Consider the following 23019-nt stretch of genomic DNA (forward strand, 5'->3'; position numbering starts at 1 on the left):
GGATGGAATGGCACGTACACCTGCCACGGCTGTGGGCATGGTCTCGGTCTTTTTTCTGGAGACAGGGGGATGTGCCGGATGTGCCATGGAACTTGCGGCCCTTGACGTTCCGGCGGATGACGCAGGGTGTAAGGGGATATGTTTCGTGCGCTCCCCGCGCCATGCGGATATCCTGCTGGTCGCGGGGCCGGTGACGCGGGCGATGGTGCCAGTGCTGGAACAGGCATGGCAGGCGATGCCGGGGCCGCGTGCCCTGATGGCGATTGGCGATTGCGCCATTGATGGGGGAATGTTCGGGGAAAATTACGCGGTGCTGGGTGGCTTGCGTGGACGCGTGCATCTGGACCTGTCATTGCCCGGATGCCCGCCATCACCCGACATGATCCAGTCCGCAATTGTCCGTTGGGTGCGCGAGGCCGGGTTGGCGCAACCGTCCGGGGATGTTCAGGATTAAAGGCTTTTTTACTATGAGACTGTTTAAAAAGTCAGGCTCAATAACATCCTGAAATTATAAAGGTTTTTGGTGAAGCTTTTTCTAAAAAGCTTCAGAAGACACCGCCTTTTTCGATCAAAAGGCGGTAACCAAAAACTTTTCTTGTTTTTTATCAATGGGTTGTTTCGAAAGCATGGTTGCCGAAGATCGCCAGGACCGTTGCCATGTGCCAGTGCGGGCGGCATCAGCGAAACGCCCACGGCCCACAGGCATTACCCATGGCGGGAGTGTGACATGGCGCGTCAGGCCGTCGGAAGGTCGGCGGGATCTTCTTCCTGCTGCAGGGCTTCCGCCTCTTTTTTTAGGTGGTGGAAGCTACGGCGGCTGAGTGGCAGCAGAAGCAGGTAGATAATGCCCGCACCCGCCAGTGCGCCCCATGGGTCGGCCACGAATACGGCCGCATACCCCCCGATCCCCAGCATGACCGGCAGGACAAAAGGGGCGGGAACCTTGAAATTCTTGAAGGACCAGACCGGCAGCGTGGAGACCAGCAGGAAGGCCGTACCACTCAGCGTAAGGGCGGGCATCAGCGGGTCGCGTGCGATCTCATACAGGGAGTCCCAACCCAGCTTGTGCGCCTCCAGCCCAAGGAATAACGGAAACATCGCAAGTCCCGCGCCCGCAGGGGCCGGTACGCCGGTGAAGAAGTTGCTGGCGTATTTGGGTTGTTCCACATCATCAAGGCTGGCGTTGAACCGGGCCAGGCGCAGTGCCATGCACACCGTGAACATGATGCACGGGACATAGCCAAACCGGCCACCTTCCTTCAGCGCCCACAGGTAAAGGACAAAGGAAGGAGCCACGCCAAAGCACAGGAAATCCGACAGGCTGTCGAATTCCGCGCCAAACCGGCTGGTCCCGCGCAGCAGGCGCGCGATGCGCCCGTCAAGCCCGTCGATGCACGCGGCAATCAGCAATGCGGTCGCGGCCTCGCCGAAACGTCCCTCCAGCCCCATGCGCATGCCCGTCAGGCCCGCGCACAGGCCCAGCATCGTCATGATGTTGGGCACCATGCGGTTGAAGGACGGCCCACGCACCCGCGGTCGCCTGCGCCGGATCAGGCGCCTGTGTCGCTTGGGCGCTGTAGCCGGGGAAGCATCGGTCATTGCGGGTTACAGCCGCGCCATGACCGTTTCGCCACCGGTCATGGTCTGCCCGACCTCCACCAGCGGTTCCACGCCTTCGGGAAGGTACAGGTCGGTGCGCGAGCCAAAGCGGATCAGGCCGAAACGTTCGCCCTTTTCGTATTTCATCCCCTCTTCGGCATCGCACAGGATACGTCGTGCGATCAGGCCCGCGATCTGCACCACGGCCATGTTACGGCCATCGGGCAGGGTCAGGCGTAAGGCATTGCGTTCGTTCAGCTCCGACGCCTTGTCCAGGCTGGCGTTCAGGAACTGTCCCGCGTGATAGGCCACGCGTGTGACGGTGCCGGCGGCGGGCATGCGGTTGACATGCACGTCAAGCACCGAAAGGAACGTTGCGATCCGCCACACCGGCATCGTGCCCATGTCGAGTTCGGGGGGAGGGGCGACCTTTTCCACCGAAACGACGTGACCGTCGGCCGGGGCGACGACGGCATGCGTATCCGCCGGGACCACGCGTTTGGGGTCACGGAAAAAATACAGGCAGAAGCCAAAGAACAGGCCGCACGCCGTGCCCGCCAGTTTCGTGGCCCGGAATGGCAGGGCGCGACCCAGCAGCGCGCCCGCGCCAGAGGCCAGCAGAAAGGGACGGGCCGCCGGGTGGGGGCGCGACATGACGAGCTTCAGGGATTGGATCAGCGACATGGGACAAGCTTCATGAAGATTTCGCAAACCAAGGTCAAGAGCGCATTGCGCGACCACCGCCATGGCGTGGCGCATTTTCGCCCGTCCCCGTCCCAATCCCCGTTCCAATCCCGGTCGCGCTGCGGCTGAAGGCATCGGCACGGCGCAGGCGCAGCGTCGGCACGCGGGCGGGGGCTGTGGCATTGCCCACCGGGGCATAGGCATCCTTGACCGCCTCGATCACGCATACCCCGCCCAGATAGGGCAGGAGCCGCGTGCCCGCCCGTTCCAGCATGCCCGACCATCGCCGTCCGCCTGTCGGGCCGACGGGCGGGAAATACAGGGCGTTTTCATGCCGTTCCACCCGCAGGCATGCGGTGGCGAGGGCACGTGTGACCTGCCGGTATGAAAACGGCGTTCCCTGGCCAAAGGGTGATGTATCGGCATGCGCCCACATGCCCGACCGGTTGGGCACAACCAGCAGCAGGCGTGCGTCATCCTTCATCACCTTCCACACCTGCCGCAGCAATGTGTTGCGCGCATCCGTGACCTCCAGCGCGTGGATCATGACGACACGGTCGAAAAACAGTTCGCAGAAGGGAAAGCGTTCCTCCGCCACCACACATTCACGACCTGTCGCCCCTTCCGCCGGGGCGGGACGTGTGACCAAGGTATCAAGTCGTGCGGAGACGCATGTGGTCGTGTCATTATCCCACAGCGACAGATAGGGCGCGGCATAACCGACCCCCAGTATCTGTCCTTGCACCATCTGTCCTCGCACCTGTCCGCCCATCCGTCCCTCTGGCGTAGCGGGCCAGAATGACGACAGGTGCCGCCGCAGGTGGGTGGCGGCCAGCCTTCCACGGGGGCTGGCATAGAACTGGCTTGCGATGCGCGTGTTTTCTTGCATTGTCCATCGTTAGCACAAACCGCCCGCCCATGTGGGCGAAGGCGTGGGGGGCAAAGGCTCGGGGCATGTCTGTGGCGCATGGGGCGCGGGCAGGTTCCGACATGACGGTGCAACCGCACAACCGCACAACCGCACAACCGCTACAAGGGCACATAAGGGAAAAGAGACAGATGGCGCTTTTCATAAAACCCATCCCGATACTGGAGGATAATTATGCCTGGTTCCTGCGCGACCCGGTGACGGGGGCATGTGGCATTGTCGATCCGGCGGAAGAAGCCCCCATCATCGCGGCGATTGCCACATATGGCGGGCGGCTGGACCGTATTTTCCTGACCCATCACCATGCCGACCATATCGCCGCCGCCGATGTGCTGCGTGCGCGGTACGGGGCGCTGGTGATCGGTGCCGCGGCGGATGCGCACCGCCTGCCGCCGCTCGATATCGCGGTGAAGGACGGCGATAACGTGGCGTTGGGGGTGGCGGATGCGGTCGTGATTGACACGCCGGGGCATACGCGTGGGCATGTCAGCTATTTCTTTCCCGCGACGCCCGCGCTGTTCTGTGGCGATACATTGTTCAGCATGGGATGTGGGCGCCTGTTCGAGGGAACGGCGGACGAGATGTTCCACAGCCTGCGCCGGATCGCGGCGCTGCCGGATGACACGCTGATATGCTGTGGCCATGAATATACCCTGTCGAACGCGCGGTTCGCCATGCATGTCGATCCCGCCAACGTGGCGGTGGCTGAACGGATGCATGCGGTGCAGGCGTTGCGCGCGCGCGACATGCCCACATTGCCGGTGACATTGGGCGAGGAAAGGCGCACTAACCCCTTCCTGCGCGCGTGCGACGCGCGGGCGCTTGCGACACTGCGTCAGGAAAAGGATGTTTTCCGGTGAAGCTGTACAGTTCCGTCCTCAGCCCCTATGCCCGCAAGGTCCGCGCCGCGATTTATGCGCTGGGACTGGAAAACCGGGTGGAGATCATCAACGTCAACATCTCGGCATCGCCTGCCGTGGTGCTTGATGCCAATCCATTGTGCAAGATCCCGACGCTGGTGGGGGATGATGCGACGGTCATGTACGACAGCAGGGTCATCGTGGAATATCTTGGCATGGTGGCAGGGTCCGACATGCTGGTGCCCGCATCGGGCATGGCGCGATGCATCGTTTTGCGCACGCAGGCGCTTGGCGATGGCATCGCGGATGCCGCGATCCTGTATCGCGGGCTTGTGACGGCAGGCCTCGCCCCGGATGCCGGGCTTGCGGCGCGGCAGATGGCGGCGGTGGAACATGGGCTGGCCACACTCGAACGCATGGCGGGCGACTCGACCCTTGGTGCAGGCGGCCCGCCCGATGCCGGTGCGCTGTCGGTGGGATGCGCGCTGGGATTCCTCGATGCACGATTTGCCGAACTTGGGTGGACAGGGCAGTATCGTGCCCTGGCGGAATGGTATGACCGTCTGGCGCATGTCGAATGCATGCGGCGTAGCGTGTCCTAGGCACCGTGGCAGTGCCCGTCAGGCGCGCCATACCCAATGAAACAGGGCGTCAAGCCACCGGTTCCGCAAAGAAGGAGCACAGTCTATTGTCGTCACCGCATGTTCCAGTTGTCATCAAGAAGTATGCAAACCGGCGATTGTACGATACCGAGCGTTCAACCTACATCACGCTCGACAGCCTTGCCGCCATGGTCAAGGACGACCGTCCCTTTGTCGTGCTTGATGCAAGGACGGGCGATGACATTACCCGCGGCGTGCTGGCGCAGGTCATATTGGAAGAGGAAACCAAGGGCCGCGCCATGCTGCCGATTCCGTTCCTGCGGCAGTTGATCCGCTGGTATGGCGACAGCCGCCAGGACGAGGTGTCAGAGTATCTGGAGCGCATGATGGACGAATTCATCGCCCGTCAGGCCCACACATCCCCGGAACTGAGTGCGCTGGGTGCGGAAAATGCACAGATCATCGGACAGGTGATGTCGATGTTCACCTCGCTTTACGCGGTGGAGCGCGGGGCCGGCAGCGGCCCGTCGGTCGAAAGCCTTGTGCGTGAGGTCATGGAACTGCGCGAGGAAGTGCAGCACCTGCGTGCAGGTGCGCCCGGTGCGACAGGTGCGGCGGCATCGCAGCCGGGCGACGGCGCATCGTAAGGCCGGTCGCGCCGTTTTGTGCCGGATCACATGTGCCGGGCAAAAGGGGCGGCCACCCTGCCGAGCGTGATGTACCGATATGCTGGCCATGCGCATTTCTGGCCACGCGCATTTCGGGCGATGACCATCAGGCAATGACCATTATGATACGCCGTTCATCAGGCGATGAACGCAGATATGTTACCTTACGCGGCGGATGACCGGACACTCCATGACGAACCCCGAAATGACCTCACTCGAAGATTTCCTCGCCACGCGTGGTATTCAGCCGTCATCAGGGGGAATTGTCCTGCCCCCCGGTTTTTACGAAATTGGCAATGTCGTGCTGGACGGCGAAAGTGTCAGCGTGCGGGCCGAACATCCCGGGACCGTGACGTTCGAAGGCAGCCTGTGCCTGGGTGGGAATGTCACGTTCGAGGGGATTACCTTCAGCCCCGCCCTTGATGAAGATCTGCTGCCGCGCATGGATATTTCACAGGGGGGGACGGTTAAAATCCTGAACTGCCATTTTCGCGGTGGGGAAAATGCTGCCATTGTCCTGTGTTCGGGGCTGGTGGAGGTCAGGGACAGCAGGTTTGAGAATGTTCGTGTAAAAACAGCCCTGCAGGTCAGTGGGGAGCACAGCCGCCTGTCGCTGGAACGCTGTGTCCTTGACGCCTGCATGCAGCCGTTGGTGGCCAGCAGCTCTGCATATGTTGGCATGGAACAGTGTGAACTGATCGGTAGTGCGGAGATTTGGCCCCAGGTGGTCATAAAAACCGGTGCGCAGGTGACGCTGGAGGCATGCCACCTGCGTGATGGGTTGAGCCATGCCGTGTGGGTGAAGGAACAGGGACAGGCCAGCATCACGGGCTGCACCATTTCAGGCTTTCACAAGGCTGCGGCCATTCGTGCACAGGATGACGGATCGAAAGTGGACCTGTCGGGCACGATCCTGCACGAGGGTAAGCAGCAGATTTTTGGACAGACCCGGGCCATGGTCGCATTGACGAAATGTGAACTGATCGGCAGTGCAGAAGGTTGGCCCCAAATAACCATGGCAACCGGCGCACAGGTGACGCTGGAGGCATGCCACCTGCGTGATGGGTTGAGCCATGCCATATGGGTGAAGGAACAGGGACAGGCCAGCATCACGGGCTGCACCATTTCAGGCTTTCACAAGGCTGCGGCCATTAGCGTACAGGATGACGGATCGAAAGCGATCCTGTCGGGTACGACCCTCCGCGAGGGCCTGCGCCCAGTATATGGACAGGACAAGGCCATGGTTGCGTTGGCGAAATGTGAACTGATCGGCAGTGCGGAGAAATACCCCCAGGTGACCATGACAACCGGCGCGCAGGTAACGCTGGAGGCCTGCCACCTGCGTGATGGGTTGAGCAATGCCGTATGGGTGAAGGAACAGGGACAGGCCAGTATTACGGGCTGCACCATTTCCGGCTTTCACGAGGCTACGGCCATTCACGCACATGATGACGGATCGAAAGTGATCCTGTCGGGCACGATCCTGCGCGATGGTAAGCAGCAGATTTATGGAGAGACCAAGGCCATGGTCGCATTGACGAAATGTGAACTGATCGGCAGTGCAGAAGGTTGGCCCCAAATAACCACGGCAACCGGCGCGCAGGTGACGCTGGAGGCCTGCCGCCTGCGTGACGGGTTGAGCCATGCCATATGGGTGAAGGAACGGGGGCAGGCCAGCGTCAGGGGCTGCACCATTTCAGGCTTTCACAAGGCTGCGGCCATTTGCGCACAGGATACGGGGTCGCATGTCATCATGTCGGGAGCAGCCTTCTCAGATGTAGGCAAGACCCAGTTCGTGCGTGATGGCGGCACGATTTCCAACAGGTAGGCAGGCGGCCGCGTATGCCGTGGCCCGGAAATGATCCGGGCCTGATCGCGTTGGCGTGCGTGGGATCATATTCCGTCCGCAATCTGGCATCCAGACGGGAAAAGCGCGTTTATCCACATGACCGCCATTACAGGGGGCATCTGCCGCCATGCTGGTGGACGGGCATATATGACAGGCGTATTACAGCGGATATATCCCAAAAATCCGTTTGAAAAACAGCATTCTGCGTCTTTGGCTTCGGTGCATGGACCCTGCGTCCCGGCCGCATGCGGTGGTATGGGCATGGGCCATGGGGACGAAACCATTGTCGGTTTTCTACGGCTTCGGGGACGTTGCTACGCTGTTTTCAACAGAATTATCCACAGGTGGCGGCGTCAATAACGGCAGGCCGTTGTCGCGTGACAGGGTTTCCCACGCAGTGACGATGGCCGGCAGGATCTGCGCGCGTTTCGTGGTGCAGGCCAGGGGCGGGCCCAGCACGATGTGGATGGTGCCCGAACGTTTGATGAAGGCGTTGCGTCCCCAACGCAGGCCGGAATCCGTCGCAACCGGAATAACCGCAAGGCCCGAATGCGCGGCCATGGCCGCGATGCCGGGATGCAGTTTCCCGATCCTGCCTGGCGGCATGCGTGTGCCTTCGGGAAAGATGATGATCTGGCGATGGTCGTCGCGCGCCTTGTCCGTCGCCGCCAGCAGCGCACGCAATGCCTTGGCCCCGCCCGCGCGTTCCACCGGGATCATCCCCGTCAGCAGCAACATCGGCCCAACCAGCGGGATGCGCGTCAGTTCGCTTTTCATGACATAGGCAGGGCGTTCCACCAGGTTCATCCATACCAGCGTATCAAGGGCGGATTGGTGCTGGCACGCCAGCAGGCACGGACCATCGGGCAGATGTTCACGCCCGCTGACCACGATGCGGATGCCGCAGATCCGTTGCAGTCCTTTGACCGTCAGCCGCGTCCATGCCTGGGCATAGGACAGCGCGCATGACGGGACGAATATGCGGATGGGCAATGCCACGATCCCCATGACAAGCGTCAGCACAAAGAAATAGACATTGAAGATGCAGGCGCGCACGAACGTCATGTCAGGCGGAATCCCTTGGGGCAGTTTGAAAAGGGGCAGTTTGAAAAAGGCGGCCTGGATTCGGACAGGATCTTTGATAAAGATTTTTCAAGACGCTTTGAACGGGCAAGCATTTGGTGGTCCAGAACCTGAAAACCCAGAACCTGAAAACATGGGGTGTTTCATTGGCAGGCCTGTCCAGGATACCCCATCACATCCTGCGACAAAGGCGCGGCACGGTGACCGCGCCGCCCTGTAACACCAGAAAATCCCCCCCAAGACAAGAAACAAGACAGCCCCGTCCGGTGCCCGGCCTGCCGGGTCATCACGGCGGCACGGCATGGGATGTGGCGGGCCGGATGTCGTCATGATGGATCAGGCCATGCACCGGGCGGGTCCAGCGCGCGGTATCAATACAGGCAAGCAGCCATTTATCATATTCCACCACCAGCAGCCGCCATGTCGCAAGGCGCCGTGGGTGCAGCAGTGCGGGGGGCTGCACCGCGAAGGGATAAAGCGTGACACCCGGCGCCGCGCGGGCAATTTCCATCATGGCGCGACGGATGTGATATCCCGCCGTCACCACAATCAGGGAATGGATGTCCTGCGCGCGCACCCACTGCGCCGTTTCATCCGCATTGCCCAGCGTGGAGGTCGCCTGTCGCCCCAGCGTGGTCCGCAACCAGACCTCCAGCGGCAGGACCCGTGGCGCGCGTGTCAGGAAATCCCCCAGCGTGGCGTGCGGGTCCACGCCGGAGATGAGAAGCTGGCGCGCACGGTGTTGCGCCATCAGTTGCAATGATGCCTCGATCCGTCCCTGTCCCCCCGTCAGGGCAACCGCGCCGTCGCAGGGTGGGGGCATGCGGGGCGGACGGCGGGCATCGCGTACAAACCATGCCAGTCCCGCCGCCCACGACATGATCAGGACACACACGACCCCCAGCGCCAGCGAAACGGCATGGCGGCGTCGCGCGTGCGGTTCCGGTTTCATGGCAGGCGCCGCAGCCATGCCCGCACCGTCATCTGCGTCGTGACCCACCCCAGGACGGCGGCCCCCACCGGCAGCGCCCCCAGCATCGCAAGAAGCGAGGGCGGCAGCACGCCCAGTACCTGTGTCGCGGATGCGGCATTCCATGCGGCGGGTGTGAACACCGACTGCATGTCGGGCATGTCCGCGCCATTGAACGGCGCGGCCAGAAGGCACAGCACGACCAGCACCGGCATGGCCAGGATACTGCCGCATGTCCCGCCCACCAGCGCCAGCGCACCCACCCGCCACGCAAAACGTGCAGCGATATAGCCGTCTGTCGCGCCAAGGGAATGGATCAGGTCGATGGCCCGTCTGCGCGCCTGGAGGCCCGCGCGCGTCGCGGCCATGATGACGATGGCCGACACGGCGATGACGATGAAGATCGCCAGCAGTGCGCAGGTCTGCAGGCTGTCGGCCAGCGCGGCGAGGCGGTCGCTCCATATGCTGTCATGTTCGACCACGATGCCCGGGACGCGCGCCTGCAATGCCTGCATTACAGTATCGGGCAGGTGGCGTGTGTCGCGGGCATGCACCTCGATCACGGCGGGCATGGGCAGGATAAGGTCGCTGCCCTGTTCGATCCATGGGGCAAGCAGGTTGCGCAGTTCGCCATCCGTCAGGCGATGGACCGCCTGCGCATCGGCCCCGGCCGACAGGGTGGCCATCGCGGCCTGTATCCGTGTCGTCCCCGCCGCCATGGCCGCGCCGTTCATGCCTGCGCTATTCATGCCCATGCCCGGTGCAGGGAGGGCCGGGTCATCGGGCTGTGGCACCTGCACGGTCACGACCGCGCCCGCCCCATGGGTCCAGCGCACCGACAGCGCATGCGCCCCGATCCCCCCGGCAAGCGCAAGTGCGGCAAGGAACGCCATCGCCCCGACAAGGAAGGGCAGCAGCCGGTCGGGGATGGCCTGCCGCAGGGCAAGGCCATCGTGGCGGCGCGTGCCGGGCCACAGGGCCATGCGTTCAGCCCTCCTGCACGAGGTAGCCCTGCATCAGTTCGATCGCATGGGCGGGATATTTGCGTACCAGCGCATCGTTATGCGTCGCCACGACAATCGTGGTGCCCAGTTCCGCAAGACGGTGGAACATGGTCATCAGGCGCGTGGCCTGCCGGTCATCAAGTGCATTTGTCGGTTCGTCCGCCAGCAGCAGGGCAGGGCGGTGGATGACGGCGCGCGCAATGGCCACGCGCTGCTGTTCCCCCCCCGAAAGCTGTGGCGGCAGGGCGTCGATGCGCGACCCCAGCCCGACCCATTTCATGATGGCGTTGACCTCATGGCGGATCTCGCTTTCAGGGCGGAGCTGCAGGCGCAGTGGCAACGCCACGTTATCGAACACCGACAGGTCATCCAGCAGCCGGAAATCCTGATAGACCACACCGATGCGCTGGCGCAGGCGGGCGATCACGCCCCGTCGCGCCTGCATCACCGGCACGCCCAGCACCTCCACCATTCCTGATGACGCACGCGCATCCAGCGCAAGGAGGCGCAGCAGGCTCGACTTGCCCGCGCCCGATGGCCCGAGCAGCCAGCGGAATTCCCCCTGTGATACGGCCACGCTGACATGATTCAGTGCAGCCCCCTTCTGTGCCGAGGGATAGAGGTAGCTGACGTCTTGCAACCGGAACATGGGGCGCCTGTTTACATGCTGCGCGCCGAAACGGCCGACAGTGTCGCGCACAGGGCCGCCGCCGCCATCAGCGCCAGCCCGTCAAAGATGAGCGAGGACGGCGTCAGCAGGTGACTGCCGAGGTTCAGATGGTCGGGAATGGCGTGGGAGACACGCACGATCACATCATGGGCCTGCGGGTCGCCAGCTTCGGATGAGGAACTGACGATCCCCATCAGGTGCGGCAGCGCGCTCCATCCGATGCCCACGATCAGAAGCAGCGGCGCCACCAGTTCGGCAACCTGTTGCACGAAATAAAATGCGAAATAGCACACGGACCACACCGCGACGCGGACGATGTTCACCCATGCAGGACGTCCGGTGGTGGGGGCGGTATTGGAAAAGGGGGTGTCCATTATCAGATATCTCCGGCATGCAGGTGCGATGCGCCGCCCGGCCTGTCGGGAACGCATTCCTGCCCGAGGTAGCGACGGCTTGTGTTAAATGCAAACTTCTGCCTTGTACACATACAACGCGACGCATGGAAACGGATAGCAACGTGCCACGAAACCGGGATATGGGATACGGCCTGCGATCAGGCCACGATGTCCCCGTGCAGGGGGCGGGGATGCGCGCGATGGTTGTCTTTTGCATCGGCGCGCAGGCGCATGCCCTGCCGGTGGGGGATGTGCATGAATGTATTCCCGCCCCGGCATTGTCTGCGTTTGCGCTTGACCTGCCGCACCTGCCGGGATGGTTCTGGCTGGGGAATGCGCGCGTGCCGGTCATCGACCTTGCGGTGCTGATGGGGGTGCGCCCGCCTGCGGTGCTGCATGCCGCGGACCTGCTGTATCGCCCGTTGCTGCTGTGCAGGGATGTGGGGGGGCGATGGGTGGCGTTGCTGGTGGACCGGGTGATGGATGTCATGGAGGTGCGCGCCGATGCGATCCGCCCGGCCGGTATTGATCGCATGGCGGGAGGCTGTATTGTCGGCGAGATTGATCGCGGAGGCGAACCACCCGCTTTCGTGATGGAGATGGATGGCGTGCTGCGGCAGGGCGAACGTCTCAGGCTGGCGCAGCTGATGGCGCGCGAGGAACAGCGCGCAGCGTTATGGACTGCGAATGGGGCGCGCGATGTCTGAGGTCAGCGCCGGGTTGCGACGGGTCATTTCCGTGATTACCGCGCGAACCGGCCTGCATTATTATACCGACAAGCCGGCGTTGCTGGAAAAGATCGTCGCCGCGCGCATGTCGGCCCTGGGATGCCGGGGATATCTCGATTACCTCGAACATCTTGATGACGAGGCGCTGGGCGCTGCCGAATGGCGCGAACTGGAATCCGCCGTCACCATCGGGGAGACCTTCTTCTTCCGCTATGCCGAGCAGTTCCGCGCGCTGGAGGCCACGATCCTGCCTGAACTGCTGGCGCGGCTGCGGGGTGTGCGCGTGTTGCGGATCTGGAGTGTCGGGTGCTCCAACGGGGCGGAACCCTATTCGCTTGCGATCGTGCTGCAACAGTTGCTCGATCGCCGGGGGGAGGACGGGTGGACCATCGAAATCCTGGGCACCGATATCAGCACCCGCGCGCTGGAGCAGGCACGGCAGGCGGAATTCGGCTGGTGGGCGCTGCGTGACCTGACACCGCGCCAGCGCGCGGAATGGTTCGTCCCGGTGGTGGAGGGACGGACATGGCGGCTGAAAGACTGCTACCGGCAGATGGTGCGTTTCCGCCACGCCAATATCATGGACCTGCCGCACGGACGCGGGCCGGCCGGGCCGTTCGACCTTGTGCTGTGCCGCAATGTGCTGATCTATTTCGATCCTGTGCAGGTCGCGCGGCTGGTGCGTGAAATGGCGCAGCGCATGACGGCGGGGGGGTGGATGCTGGTCGGGCATTCCGAACCGATGGAACATTTCGAAAGCTTCATGCAGCCTGTGCGCCTGCCGGGCACAATGGCCTTTCGTGCGCGGGCGGCGGCGGACATGCCGGCGGGTGCCCCCGCGCAACAGCGTCCCATGGCGGCCCTCACGGGTGTTGCAGGCCTTGCAGGGTTCGCGCCGCTGTCATCGCCCGTGCCCTGTCGTCCCGTGCGCCCATCGCGTCCTGCACCTTCATTTCCCACCCCCATGTCATCCTGCCCGGCCCGTAATGATCCGGCGGGTGAAGCCGACAGGGAGGTGGAAGGCAGCAAAGCGCCAGACAGGAAAACGCCAGACAGGGAATTACAAGACAGGGAATTACAAGGCAGGGAATTACCAGACAGGGCATTACAGGACAGGGACGCGGGCAGTCGGGATGCAGGCATCCTGCGCACGATACGCCAGCTTGCCGACGGCGGGGCGCCGCGTCGTGCGGTGGGGATGTGCCGTGAGTACCTGCGCCGCGCGCCCATGGCGGTGGGGGTCTATTTCATGCTGGGCGTCCTGTTGCTGACGCTGGGCGAGCATGAGGGCGCGGTGGAGGGATTCCGCCGCGTGATCTACCTGCGCCGGGGCCATGTGATGGCGCGATGCTATCTCGCTCACCTGCTGGAGGGGACAGGTGCCGCGCAGGAGGCCCGCCGCCTGCGTGCGCAGGCCCGCGAACTGGCGCTGTGCCTGTCGGCGACGCATGTCCTCGAAGGGGGCGGGGGCCTGACGGCGGGGGGGCTGCTGCGGATATTGCAGGACAAGGAAAACCACGATGCGGGGCTGCTGGCCGCATTGCCTGACATCGCATCGGGGCTGGCGTGATGTCGGACCATGCGCATGACGGCGCCGTCCCCCCACCGGATGGCGTACAGGCCGGGCCGGGGCAGGAGCGTTTCGCACGGCGTATCCTTGCCGAACGCGCCGCCCTGCTTGCCGCGCGGCGCGATGGCGCCGCCGCGCAGCCCTCGCCGGGGCGGCGCATGCTGGTGCTGGATGTGGGGGGGCGCGAATGCTGCATCGACCTCGACGCCGTGCTGCGTGTGACCGACCCGACATGGAGCGACATGCCCCGCCGCGCCGATTGTCCCGCCAGTGTGCGCGGCGTCTATGGCTATCAGGGCGATCTCTATACCGTCTTTGACCTTGCCATGCTGCTTGAGGAGGGGGCGCAGCCTGACCCGGGGGTCATGATCCTGCTGCGTTCGGTGTCCTCTGTGCCGCTTGCGCGCATCGCGCTGCTTGCGGGGAATGCCAGAGGCGTTATGGATATTCCCGCCACCGCACCATCCGTCCTGCCATCTGGCTTTCCCACCGCCGTGCTGCCTGGCGGGCGGCATGTCGTGGTGCTGGACCCGGTCCGTCTTTTTTCCGTCCGCTATTCCGGAGTGTAGCCTGTCGTGACGATTGCAAACCGTCTGTTGTTCGGCTTCATGGTCGGCGTCCTGCTGATGGTCTCGCTTGGCGTCTATGCGCTGGGACAGATCCGTGACGTCCGCGATGAAATGACCATCATCGTTACACGTGACCTTACGGTCTATCGGCAGTTGACGTTGATCCGCGTGGATGAAACCGACCTTGCCGCGCGACGGCTTGCGATTGTCGCGCATTATTACGCGCATGATTACGAAAATGCGCCCGGCGCGCTGGATGACGCCATTTCCGACTGGGATGAACGCGCCCATCAGGCGGACGAACTGCTCAGCAGCGTCACCGCCGGCGCGGACGAGGCGCAGCGCCTGGCCCAGTCCACAGACCAGCGCGACATGTTCGCCACCGTATCGGGGCAGTTGCGTGAAATCGCGCAGCAGGTGCTGGTGGACGAACGCGCGGTCGGCGCGCTGTTCCATGCAATGCGTGCGGGCGACCAGCAGATGGTGCGCGAACAGGTCGGCCGGATCGAAAGCCGGGAGAAAGAGATCGACCAGCTTGTCAGTCAGGCGGCCTCGCTGCTGGACCGTGGGGTGCGCGTTGCGGAAACGCAGGGGGGCGCGTCATATGATTACAGCCGCCGTTCGCTGGCCATCGGGTTGGGGGTTGCGGTCATCGTGGCCCTGATCGTGACGTTCTGGACACGGCGCTCGATCATGGAACCGCTGGCCTCCATCATGCATGTGATGGAACGCGTGGGGCAGGGCGACCTTGCCACCCGTGCGAAGGTGGGCGACATGGGCGAAAATCGTGACGAGGTGGCGCGCCTTGCCGCCGGGCTGAACCGCATGATCGACGGGCTGCGTGAAATCGCACGCCAGAGCGGGGAGGTCACGCGTGATCTGGACGTGGCCGTGGCGGATATCCGCGCCTCCACCCAGCAGCAGGCCGCAAGTGTGGAGGAACAGTTCGCCGCCATCCAGGAAACGGCGGCCACGGTGGACCAGATCACCCATTCCGGCGCACAGATCAGCAAGCGCGCGCGTGAGGTGATCTCCTCCGCCGAGGTGATCGTCCACAGTTCCGCCAGCGGGCTTGAGGCCGTGGAGGAGACGGCCCGCGCGATGGCGCGCACCCATGACGGGGCCGAGGCCGTGGCGTCGAACATCGTCGCACTGTCCGAACGGACCGAAGCGATCAGCGAGATCATCACCACGGTCAACGACCTGTCCGAACGCTCCCACCTGCTTGCGCTCAATGCCGCGATCGAGGCGGCGGCGGCGGGTGAACACGGGCGTTCCTTCGCCGTGGTCGCGGCAGAGATGAAGATCCTTGCCGATCAGTCGCGCGATGCGACGCAGAATGTACGTTCCATCCTTGGTGACATCCAGCGCGGCATCAACACCTCGGTGATGTTGACGGAAGAGGCGGTCAAGCGTGTTTCCGCCGGGCGTGAACGCACCGACATCGCTTATAAGACGATCGAACGCATGACTGGCGGGATCGAGGAAGGTGTCCATGCGTTCCAGCAGATCGTCGCCTCCACCAACCAGCAGCAGCTTGGCATCGAACAGGTCATGACCGCGTTGCAGAGCATCCGCCAGGCCAGCCAGCAGACATCGGGCGGCACGCGCAACCTTGAGGCATCGGCAAGTAATCTTGGCAAGCTGTCGAAGCAGTTGCTGGCGATTTCCGCCCGCTATCGGACCTGACGCCGGTTGTGGTCGATCTCAGGCAGGAACTGCTGGCGGTTTTTGACGCGGAATATCGCGACCACCTGCGTGTCATCCGCGACCTGCTGAATACAGGGTGCAACACCGCCCCTGCGCTGGCGGAGATATTTCGCCGCATGCATTCGCTGAAGGGGGCGGCGCGCGCGGTTGAAATCCCGGCGGTGGAAGATGTGGCCCACGCGGTGGAAAACCGCCTGTCGATGTTGATGGAACGTGGCGGGACGCTTGATGATGCGGATATCGCGGCCATCGCGCGCGCGCTGGATGATATCGACGGCATCATGGAAACGCCCCCGCCGTCGCAGCCGCCCACGCCCGACCCATACGGCATGGCGGACGGGGAAGGCCCCGCCGCAACCGGCGCGCCGCCACCGGGCGAGGGGGGGGGCGATGCCTATGTGCAGGTTCCGGTCTCCCGCCTTGATGCGCTGTCGGGGGCGGTGCATGACCTGATGGGGGTGGCCGAACGCCACGACCGGTTATGGGAACGTTTCAGCGACCTGCTGCGTGACATGCGTGCGCTGGCGCATGCGCCGCAACGGGTCCATGCCGATCCTGTTGCGCTGTTTTCGCGCATGACGCGACGGCTGATGGCCATCGGGCGGGAACATGAACTGATGACCGGGCAGGCGGATCGCGCCCTGCTGCGTCTGGGCGAGGATGTGCATGCCATCAGCCTTGTGCCTGCCGGGACGGTGTTCGGGTCGCTTGCCGCGATGGCCCGGCGTATCGCGCGTGAACATGGCGGCCCGCAGGCACAGGTGGAGGTACGCCTGCGCGGGATGGAAGTACAGGCCGAACGCCGCGTGATGCAGGCCCTGCGCGATCCGGTGTTGCATCTGCTGCGCAACGCGATCGTCCATGGGCATGAAAGCCGCGCGCAGCGGCTGAAGGCTGGCAAGCCGGAACAGCAGACCATCACGCTGACGGTGACGCTGACGGGGGTGCGCCTTCAGGTCAGGGTCAGTGACGACGGGTGTGGCCCCGACCTGAAGGCGATTGCCGCGCGCGCGGTGCGTCAGGGCATGATCCATGTCGATGCGCCGCTGGACGCGCGGCAGTTGCTGGCGCGGGTGTTCGAACCCGGATTTTCCACCCGTGCGCATGTCGATCACCTGGCCGGGCGTGGGGTCGGCCTGTCGATCGTGGCAGAGGCCGCGCGTGCATTGCACGGCACCGTGGCGATGGAACAGGCACAGCCAAGCGGCACGGTCGTGACCCTGACGGTGCCTGTGTCGCAACGCCAGCGCACCGTTTTGCTGGTGGAAAATGGGGAACAGATGATCGGCCTGCCGGGGCGTGTCATCCGCCACCTTCTGCGGGTGATGCGCGATGATATCCGCATGGTCGATGGCTGTCCGTTCGCGGTCCTGCCACGTTCTGGCATGACGGGCGTCCCCCCCGGTGGCGATGGCGCGCCGCCGGATGATGAGGCGCTGGTGCCCATCGTGCCGTTGTCGGCGTTTGTGGGCGATGATGCGGGCACCGGCTACCTGCCGGTGCGCAGTGGTGCCGTCACGGTCGCGGTGATGGAGGTCGATGGCGTATCGTGCGGTTTTGCCGTCGAACGGATGGTGGAGGTGCGGACGCTGCTGATTTCCGATGCGTCCGCCGTTGGGCTGGACAGCGAACTGGTTCCCGGCATCGCCTGGCCGCGTGAGGACCGGCCCGTTTTCGTCATCAGCCCCGACCGCCTGTTCGAACGCTGGCGCGCGCGCGGCGGGCGGGGGATGCCTGTGGCGCCTGCCCCGCCGCCACAGGCCACGCCAGAGGCCCGGCGCGCGCCGCTGGTCATGGTGGTTGATGATTCCATCACCACACGGACCTTGCAGAAGACGATCCTGCAGGCCCATGGTTTTGACGTGATGCTGGCGGTGGATGGGGAGGAGGCGTTGATGCTGCTGTTGCAGTCGTCGCGTCGGGTCGATGTGGTCGTGACCGACGTGGAAATGCCCCGCATGGACGGTTTCGCCCTGCTGGCGGCCATCCATGCCGATCCGCGCCTTGCCACCATCCCGGTCGTGCTGATGACATCACGCGATAATGACGAGGAGATACGCCGCGGTCTGGAAGGCGGCGCACGTGCCTATATCACCAAGCAGAAATTCGATCAGGGCGAACTGCTTGAGACGATACGGGGACTGTTGTGAGCCACGCGCCCGCCATGCCGACGCGCTCGGTCCTTGTGGTGGAGGATTCGGCCGTCCTGCGCCACCTTCTGTCACACAGCATCCGTGCCGACGCGCGCCTGCGCCTGATGGATGCGGTCGAAAGTGCGGAAGAGGCGATCCGCCTTGTCCCGCATCTGCGCCCGGACGTGATTTCCATGGATGTGTGCCTGCCCGGCATGGACGGGCTGGAGGCGACGCGCCGCATCATGGCGCAATGCCCCACGCCCATCGTCATCGTCAGCGACGCGCTGGATGCGCAGGTGTCGATGAATGCGCTGCGTTCGGGGGCGCTGGCGGTGATCGAAAAGCCGCGCGGCCTGACATCGGATGCCGGACGCGCCGCCGTCGGTGCGATTACGACACAGCTTTATATCATGAGCCAGGTGCCCGTGATCCGCAGGCGCCTGCTGACGGCGCAGGCACCGCACCCCGCGCCGGTGGCGGCGGTACCATCATGGACGGTGCCGCCGCGTATCCTTGCGCTTGCCGCGTCCACGGGGGGACCACGTGCCTTTGCACAGGTATTGGGGGCGCTGCCGGTCGATTTCCCCGTGCCCGTTGTGGGGGTGCAGCATATGGGCGGCCCGTTCATGGAGGGATTTGCCCATTGGCTGGACCAGCAGGTTCCCATGCCCGTCGCACTGGCGCGCCATGGGGAGACGCTGCGCCGGGGGCATGTCTATATCGCGCCGGGCGACCGGCACCTTGCCATCGGGGCGCGGGGGGAGGCGGTCGTGCTCGATACCTCGCCACAGCAGGGGCAGCGGCCATCGGCGTCGGTGCTGTTTTCCTCTGTCGCACGGGCCTTCGGACGGGGGGGCGTGGGGGTGCTGATGACCGGCATGGGCGAAGACGGGGCGCGGGGCCTTGGCGATATGCGGCGCGCGGGTGGCTATACCATCACAGAGGATCGCAGTACCGCTGTCATCCATGGCATGCCGGGTGCGGCGGAACGCGGTGGTGCGACCTGCATCAGCCTGCCGCTGCCTGACATTGCGCCACATATCGAACGGATCATGGCCGACAGCGCCGATCCCGCCGGGGGCGTGGCATCCCCCGCACGCCAGCCCCCCGGATGATACAGACCACGGAACATGACCCGATCATGACAGTACAGCCCGATGATGAACGCCCCGCCACCGTCTTGTTGGTGGAGGATTCGGACACGCAGGCCCTGCGCATCCGCCATATGCTCCAGGGGCATGGGTTCAGCGTGGAACGTGTTGCAAGCGGGGAGGCCGCGCTCGATACCCTCGACAGCCATATCCCCGACCTTGTGATCGCGGATTATCACCTGCCGGGCATGAATGGCGGGCAGCTTGCGCGGCAGTTGCGCATGAACGCGGTGACACGCACCATCCCGGTCCTGATCCTGACCGAAGGGATCGAGCCGGGGTTGGAGCGCGAAGGGCTGGAGAGCGGGGCGGACGCCTATGTGCCCAAATCCTCCGACTCCGCACTGATTGTTTTTCGCATCCGCGCGCTGCTGCGTGAATATGCGGGTAATGTGCGCGCCCGTCCTGGGCGCGTCTTTCGCCGCGCGCGCATTCTGGTGGTTACGCCACGCCATGATGCAACCACCGATGGGGGCCGGGTCGGGGCACTGATCGACCTGTTGCAGCGTGACGGGCATATCGTGACCATCTGTGGTGATCCCGCGCATTTCGACCGTCAGATGCTGCTGGACCCCGAATGCGCGCCGGATTGCGTGGTGGTGGACCTGACGGTGGGCGGGATGGATGGCGTGGTCTTTTGCCGCAGGCTCGACGAACTGCGTCAGGAGGTGCTGATGCGGGGCGGTGTGCCGTTGCGTATCCTTGCCATCAGTCCGCCCAGCCCGGACCAGCGGGAATTTTCGGCCCGCGTGTTCGAAACGGGTGTGGACGACCTTGTGCCCGATGATGTCGCCCCTTCGGTACTGGCGCTGCGTATCCGGGTGCTGGTGCGGCGCAAGCTGCTGCAGGATGACGTCCGCCGTATCGAGGTGGAGCGCCAGAACCGTGAGATCGCGGTAAAGAGCGCGCGTGCCGAAGCCGCGGCGATTGCGTCAAAGGCATCACTGGCAGAGGCGCTGGAACAGGCGAACCGTGAACTTGCCGATGCCAACCGCAAGCTGATCGAGACGCAGGGCAAGCTGGTGCAGACCGCCAAGATGGCGTCGCTGGGTGAACTGGTTGCGGGCATCGCGCATGAAATCAACAACCCGCTGGCCTTCATCCTGGCGCATAAGGATACCGTCGCACGCGGGCTGGACCGCGTTATGGATATGGAGGAGAGCTCGACGGATACAGGCCACGGGGCGCGGGGGGCGATCTTGCGCAAATGCCGTGATCGCGTGGCGTCAATGAACCTTGGGTTGCGCCGTATCCAGAATCTGGTGCTGAACCTGCGCAAATTCTCGCGACTGGACGAAGGGCTGTTCCAGGTCATCGACGTGCCGGAGGCGCTGGAGACGGTGTTGGCGCTCCTGACGCAGAAACTGGGCAATGGCATTGCCGTACATCGCGACTATACCGCGCCGGAGCGACTGTACTGCCAGGCCGCGCTGCTCAATCAGGTCATCATGAATATTATCAGCAATGCCGCCGATGCAATTCTGGAGGCGGCGGAACGTGATAATCCCTTGTCCGACATGCCTGCGCAGGGCCGGATCGACATCCGCACCGAACTGCGCCGCGAGGGGGAGGGCGGAACCCCTGCTTACGTCTTTACGATTTCGGACACCGGCCCGGGTATCGCGCCGGATGTGCAGGAACGTATTTTCGAACCCTTCTTCACGACCAAGCCGGTCGGGGCGGGAACGGGGCTGGGGCTTGCGATCGCCTATGGCGTGGTGCAGGCCCATCAGGGGACGCTGATGGTCACAAACCGCGAACAGGGCGGCGCGCAGTTCACCATTTCGGTGCCATGGCGCGCGCAGGAGGCAGAAGACAGGACCGATGGGCAGGCAGGCAAGGCATGATGGGAAAGACGACGATATGACAGAACAGGCCCCGCGTCCCGTCATCGTGGTGGTGGATGACGAACCCGAAATCCTTGTCGCCCTGACGGACCTGCTCGAAGATTCCTTTAGCGTCGTCGCCACCACCTCCCCTGTGGAGGCGCTGGAGATACTGGCGCGGCGCAATGATGTCGATGTGATCGTGTCGGACCAGCGCATGCCAGAGATGGGCGGCGATGTCATGTTGGCGCGCGCGCGCGAAATCTGCGACGCGCAGGCGATCCTGCTGACGGGATATGCCGATATTGGCGCGGTGGCTGCGGCGTTGAACCAGGGGCGGATTTCCTTTTATTCGCACAAGCCATGGGACCCTGACGCCCTGCGGGCGATGATCGTGCAGGCTGCGGATTACCACCGGCTGGAACGCGAACTGCGCACCGAACGGCAACTGCTGCACGGGTTGCTTAATAATATGCGTGCGGGCCTTGGCTTTAAGGATGCCGAAGGACGCTTCGTGCGCATCAATCATCAGGCGGCCGATTTCTATGACCGTGACATCGCCACCTGCCTTGGTCAGCGTGAAGAGGATCTGTGCGATCCCGTGCTGCTGCCCGCCCTGCGCGCGGCGGAAGAGCGGATGCGCGACGAAGGCCGCGACGAGGCCGCGATCGAACTTCCGCCGCAGGTGGGGCGCACCCATGGTCGCTGGCGCGAGTTCACGCGTGTCGTCCTAAATGACGGGGAAAGCCCCGATGTCTATTCCGTGGTCATCAACCGCGACATCACCCGGCAGCAGGAAATGGAAGGTCGCCTGCGCCAGGCGGAGAAGATGCAGGCCCTTGGCACCATGGCCGGCGGGATCGCGCATGATTTCAACAATCTTTTGACGGCGGTGCTGGGATCACTGGAACTGGCCCATGAAATGCTGCCCCCTGAGGAGGGCGCGGTGCTGCGCCTGCTTGACAATGCCACGGCGGCGGCGCGGCGCGGGGCGTCGCTGACGCGCAGGCTGCTGAATTTCAGCCGCCCACGCGATCTCAGCCTGGAGCCGATCGACGTGAACGCCCTGCTGCATGGCATGAAGGATCTGCTGGCGCAGACGGTGGTGTCGCGGCAGGACAAGGCCCTGCCGATGCCGTGTTCCATCATCGTCGATACCGCCGCATCCGATGGGGGCCTGCCGCCCGTATGCACCGATGCGGGGCAGCTTGAACTTGCGGTGCTCAACCTGTGCATCAACGCGGTGGACGCCATGCCCGATGGGGGTGTGATCCGTGTTTCCACCGCGCTCAAGCGTGTGCGTGAGGTCGTGGCGGGCACGAACCTCGTGCCCGGCAGTTATGTCATGGTGTCGGTGCAGGACCAGGGCATGGGCATGTCGGAAGAAACGTTGGCGCGCGTGTTCGAACCGTTCTTTACCACCAAGGATGTGGGGCGTGGCACGGGGCTTGGCCTGTCCATGATCTATGGCTTTGTCCGCCATGTGGGGGGCGAGGTCCAGGTCCACAGTACCCCCGGTGTGGGAACGCGCGTGGACCTGTGCCTGCCGGTGCAGGATGGAACCGTGCGCGAGGGGAAGGTGGACGAGGCCGTATCTTCCATCATGCCCGACCGACCGCTGCGTATCATGGTGGTGGATGATGAACCCGGTGTGCGCGCGGTCACGGCCGGGTTCCTGCGCGCCCGTGGGCACGAGGTCCATGATTATGCCGGGGGGAAGGCAGCCGTCGCCGCCCTGGAGGCGGGATTGGGCCCGCTGGACCTTGTAATCATGGATGTGATGATGCCCGAAATGGGGGGGCAGGAAACGGCACACCGCCTGCAGGCGATCCAGCCGGGGCTGAAGGTGCTGTATCTGACGGGGTATGCCAATCTTGGCACCCTGCCAAAGGGGGGGAATGTCATGCACAAGCCCTTTACCCGCGCGGGACTGGCGGAACAGATCGGGCGAATCATGCGTGGCAGGGGGGATGCCGGTGCGCAGGCAGGGCATGGATGACGTCCATCCCCCTTGTGCT

Annotated in this window: 21 protein-coding genes; 13 read left to right on the plus strand and 8 right to left on the minus strand. The window is 64.0% G+C overall.

Features of this window, described 5'->3' with window-relative positions; translation table 11 throughout:
- Positions 1 to 7: 7 nt before the first annotated feature.
- The gene (locus IFJ82_RS05540) at positions 8 to 454 is read left to right on the plus strand and encodes an NADH-quinone oxidoreductase subunit B family protein (RefSeq protein WP_075596076.1); all 447 of its coding nucleotides are present in this window, start codon (positions 8 to 10) and stop codon (positions 452 to 454) included.
- A gap of 281 nt (positions 455 to 735) precedes the next feature.
- Here IFJ82_RS05540 and IFJ82_RS05545 read toward each other — a convergent pair whose 3' ends face one another.
- Genes IFJ82_RS05545 through IFJ82_RS05555 form a run of 3 tightly spaced genes read right to left on the minus strand, consistent with a single transcriptional unit; the run spans position 736 to position 3172 of the window.
- A complete protein-coding gene (locus IFJ82_RS05545; RefSeq protein ID WP_192265855.1) occupies positions 736 to 1599 on the minus strand; it encodes a CDP-alcohol phosphatidyltransferase family protein in 864 nt (287 codons plus the stop codon).
- Between the two features lie 6 nt (positions 1600 to 1605).
- Positions 1606 to 2283 carry a phosphatidylserine decarboxylase gene (locus tag IFJ82_RS05550; protein ID WP_075596077.1) on the minus strand — a complete coding sequence of 226 codons (678 nt, stop codon included), beginning with the start codon at positions 2281 to 2283 and terminating at the stop codon, positions 1606 to 1608.
- Positions 2284 to 2317: 34 nt separating this feature from the next.
- Positions 2318 to 3172 carry a class I SAM-dependent methyltransferase gene (locus IFJ82_RS05555; protein WP_192265857.1) on the minus strand — a complete coding sequence of 285 codons (855 nt, stop codon included), beginning with the start codon at positions 3170 to 3172 and terminating at the stop codon, positions 2318 to 2320.
- A gap of 170 nt (positions 3173 to 3342) precedes the next feature.
- Here IFJ82_RS05555 and gloB point away from each other — a divergent pair, with 170 nt between their 5' ends.
- The 4 genes from gloB (at position 3343) to IFJ82_RS05575 (ending at position 7169) form a co-directional block, all read left to right on the plus strand.
- Positions 3343 to 4071, plus strand: coding sequence for a hydroxyacylglutathione hydrolase (gloB, locus tag IFJ82_RS05560; RefSeq protein WP_192265867.1), 729 nt, complete (start codon positions 3343 to 3345; stop codon positions 4069 to 4071).
- Entirely contained in the window at positions 4068 to 4673 is a 606-nt protein-coding gene (locus IFJ82_RS05565) for a glutathione S-transferase family protein (RefSeq protein WP_192265869.1), read from the plus strand. The genes gloB and IFJ82_RS05565 overlap by 4 nt, the downstream gene beginning before the upstream one ends.
- Positions 4674 to 4810: 137 nt before the next feature.
- Positions 4811 to 5320, plus strand: coding sequence for a polyhydroxyalkanoate synthesis regulator DNA-binding domain-containing protein (locus tag IFJ82_RS05570; RefSeq protein ID WP_239026123.1), 510 nt, complete (start codon positions 4811 to 4813; stop codon positions 5318 to 5320).
- Between the two features lie 211 nt (positions 5321 to 5531).
- Positions 5532 to 7169 (plus strand): right-handed parallel beta-helix repeat-containing protein, encoded by a 1638-nt coding sequence (locus tag IFJ82_RS05575; RefSeq protein WP_192265873.1) that lies wholly within the window; start codon positions 5532 to 5534, stop codon positions 7167 to 7169.
- A 315-nt stretch (positions 7170 to 7484) separates the two neighbouring features.
- On the opposite strand, the gene IFJ82_RS05580 is transcribed toward IFJ82_RS05575, so the two are convergent.
- The 5 genes from IFJ82_RS05580 to IFJ82_RS05600 all read right to left on the minus strand — a co-directional run bounded on the left by IFJ82_RS05580 (position 7485) and on the right by IFJ82_RS05600 (position 11291).
- Positions 7485 to 8255: a lysophospholipid acyltransferase family protein gene (locus tag IFJ82_RS05580; protein ID WP_075625040.1), complete on the minus strand. Its 771-nt coding sequence runs from the start codon at positions 8253 to 8255 to the stop codon at positions 7485 to 7487.
- 304 nt (positions 8256 to 8559) lie between these two features.
- Entirely contained in the window at positions 8560 to 9243 is a 684-nt protein-coding gene (locus IFJ82_RS05585) for a YdcF family protein (protein WP_192265875.1), read from the minus strand.
- Complete coding sequence (locus IFJ82_RS05590; RefSeq protein ID WP_192265877.1) at positions 9222 to 10226, minus strand: cell division protein FtsX; 1005 nt, start codon at positions 10224 to 10226, stop codon at positions 9222 to 9224. Before IFJ82_RS05590 ends, IFJ82_RS05585 begins: the two co-directional genes overlap by 22 nt.
- A gap of 4 nt (positions 10227 to 10230) precedes the next feature.
- The gene (locus IFJ82_RS05595) at positions 10231 to 10896 is read right to left on the minus strand and encodes a cell division ATP-binding protein FtsE (RefSeq protein WP_003620927.1); all 666 of its coding nucleotides are present in this window, start codon (positions 10894 to 10896) and stop codon (positions 10231 to 10233) included.
- Between the two features lie 11 nt (positions 10897 to 10907).
- The gene (locus tag IFJ82_RS05600) at positions 10908 to 11291 is read right to left on the minus strand and encodes a hypothetical protein (protein WP_003620925.1); all 384 of its coding nucleotides are present in this window, start codon (positions 11289 to 11291) and stop codon (positions 10908 to 10910) included.
- Between the two features lie 143 nt (positions 11292 to 11434).
- Here IFJ82_RS05600 and IFJ82_RS05605 point away from each other — a divergent pair, with 143 nt between their 5' ends.
- The 8 genes from IFJ82_RS05605 to IFJ82_RS05640 are packed head-to-tail and all read left to right on the plus strand — an operon-like array spanning position 11435 to position 23000.
- Complete coding sequence (locus tag IFJ82_RS05605) at positions 11435 to 12019, plus strand: chemotaxis protein CheW (RefSeq protein ID WP_159107963.1); 585 nt, start codon at positions 11435 to 11437, stop codon at positions 12017 to 12019.
- The gene (locus tag IFJ82_RS05610; protein WP_225578795.1) at positions 12012 to 13610 is read left to right on the plus strand and encodes a CheR family methyltransferase; all 1599 of its coding nucleotides are present in this window, start codon (positions 12012 to 12014) and stop codon (positions 13608 to 13610) included. Before IFJ82_RS05605 ends, IFJ82_RS05610 begins: the two co-directional genes overlap by 8 nt.
- Positions 13610 to 14179: a chemotaxis protein CheW gene (locus tag IFJ82_RS05615; protein ID WP_003620919.1), complete on the plus strand. Its 570-nt coding sequence runs from the start codon at positions 13610 to 13612 to the stop codon at positions 14177 to 14179. Before IFJ82_RS05610 ends, IFJ82_RS05615 begins: the two co-directional genes overlap by 1 nt.
- 6 nt (positions 14180 to 14185) lie before the next feature.
- Complete coding sequence (locus IFJ82_RS05620) at positions 14186 to 15868, plus strand: methyl-accepting chemotaxis protein (protein ID WP_003620917.1); 1683 nt, start codon at positions 14186 to 14188, stop codon at positions 15866 to 15868.
- An 8-nt stretch (positions 15869 to 15876) separates the two neighbouring features.
- Entirely contained in the window at positions 15877 to 18039 is a 2163-nt protein-coding gene (locus IFJ82_RS05625) for an ATP-binding response regulator (protein WP_192265881.1), read from the plus strand.
- A 14-nt stretch (positions 18040 to 18053) separates the two neighbouring features.
- Entirely contained in the window at positions 18054 to 19139 is a 1086-nt protein-coding gene (cheB, locus tag IFJ82_RS05630) for a chemotaxis-specific protein-glutamate methyltransferase CheB (protein WP_192266354.1), read from the plus strand.
- Between the two features lie 26 nt (positions 19140 to 19165).
- On the plus strand, positions 19166 to 21022 hold the full coding sequence (locus IFJ82_RS05635) for a response regulator (protein ID WP_048858920.1): 1857 nt from the start codon (positions 19166 to 19168) through the stop codon (positions 21020 to 21022).
- Positions 21023 to 21038: 16 nt separating this feature from the next.
- Entirely contained in the window at positions 21039 to 23000 is a 1962-nt protein-coding gene (locus tag IFJ82_RS05640) for an ATP-binding response regulator (RefSeq protein WP_075596107.1), read from the plus strand.
- Positions 23001 to 23019: the final 19 nt, after the last annotated feature.

Source organism: Novacetimonas hansenii, from assembly GCF_014843995.1.
Taxonomy (GTDB): domain Bacteria; phylum Pseudomonadota; class Alphaproteobacteria; order Acetobacterales; family Acetobacteraceae; genus Novacetimonas; species Novacetimonas hansenii.

Coding starts and splice junctions, on each gene's coding strand:
- gloB (WP_192265867.1), top strand. CDS start 3,343: ATGGCGCTTTTCATAAAACCCATCCCGATACTGGAGGATAATTATGCC.
- IFJ82_RS05615 (WP_003620919.1), top strand. CDS start 13,610: ATGTCGGACCATGCGCATGACGGCGCCGTCCCCCCACCGGATGGCGTA.
- IFJ82_RS05640 (WP_075596107.1), top strand. CDS start 21,039: ATGACAGAACAGGCCCCGCGTCCCGTCATCGTGGTGGTGGATGACGAA.
- IFJ82_RS05575 (WP_192265873.1), top strand. CDS start 5,532: ATGACGAACCCCGAAATGACCTCACTCGAAGATTTCCTCGCCACGCGT.
- IFJ82_RS05610 (WP_225578795.1), top strand. CDS start 12,012: ATGTCTGAGGTCAGCGCCGGGTTGCGACGGGTCATTTCCGTGATTACC.
- IFJ82_RS05635 (WP_048858920.1), top strand. CDS start 19,166: ATGACAGTACAGCCCGATGATGAACGCCCCGCCACCGTCTTGTTGGTG.
- IFJ82_RS05590 (WP_192265877.1), bottom strand. CDS start 10,226: ATGGCCCTGTGGCCCGGCACGCGCCGCCACGATGGCCTTGCCCTGCGG.
- IFJ82_RS05545 (WP_192265855.1), bottom strand. CDS start 1,599: ATGACCGATGCTTCCCCGGCTACAGCGCCCAAGCGACACAGGCGCCTG.
- IFJ82_RS05580 (WP_075625040.1), bottom strand. CDS start 8,255: ATGACGTTCGTGCGCGCCTGCATCTTCAATGTCTATTTCTTTGTGCTG.
- IFJ82_RS05595 (WP_003620927.1), bottom strand. CDS start 10,896: ATGTTCCGGTTGCAAGACGTCAGCTACCTCTATCCCTCGGCACAGAAG.
- IFJ82_RS05550 (WP_075596077.1), bottom strand. CDS start 2,283: ATGTCGCTGATCCAATCCCTGAAGCTCGTCATGTCGCGCCCCCACCCG.
- IFJ82_RS05540 (WP_075596076.1), top strand. CDS start 8: ATGGCACGTACACCTGCCACGGCTGTGGGCATGGTCTCGGTCTTTTTT.
- cheB (WP_192266354.1), top strand. CDS start 18,054: ATGCCGACGCGCTCGGTCCTTGTGGTGGAGGATTCGGCCGTCCTGCGC.
- IFJ82_RS05555 (WP_192265857.1), bottom strand. CDS start 3,172: ATGCAAGAAAACACGCGCATCGCAAGCCAGTTCTATGCCAGCCCCCGT.
- IFJ82_RS05600 (WP_003620925.1), bottom strand. CDS start 11,291: ATGGACACCCCCTTTTCCAATACCGCCCCCACCACCGGACGTCCTGCA.
- IFJ82_RS05585 (WP_192265875.1), bottom strand. CDS start 9,243: ATGGCTGCGGCGCCTGCCATGAAACCGGAACCGCACGCGCGACGCCGC.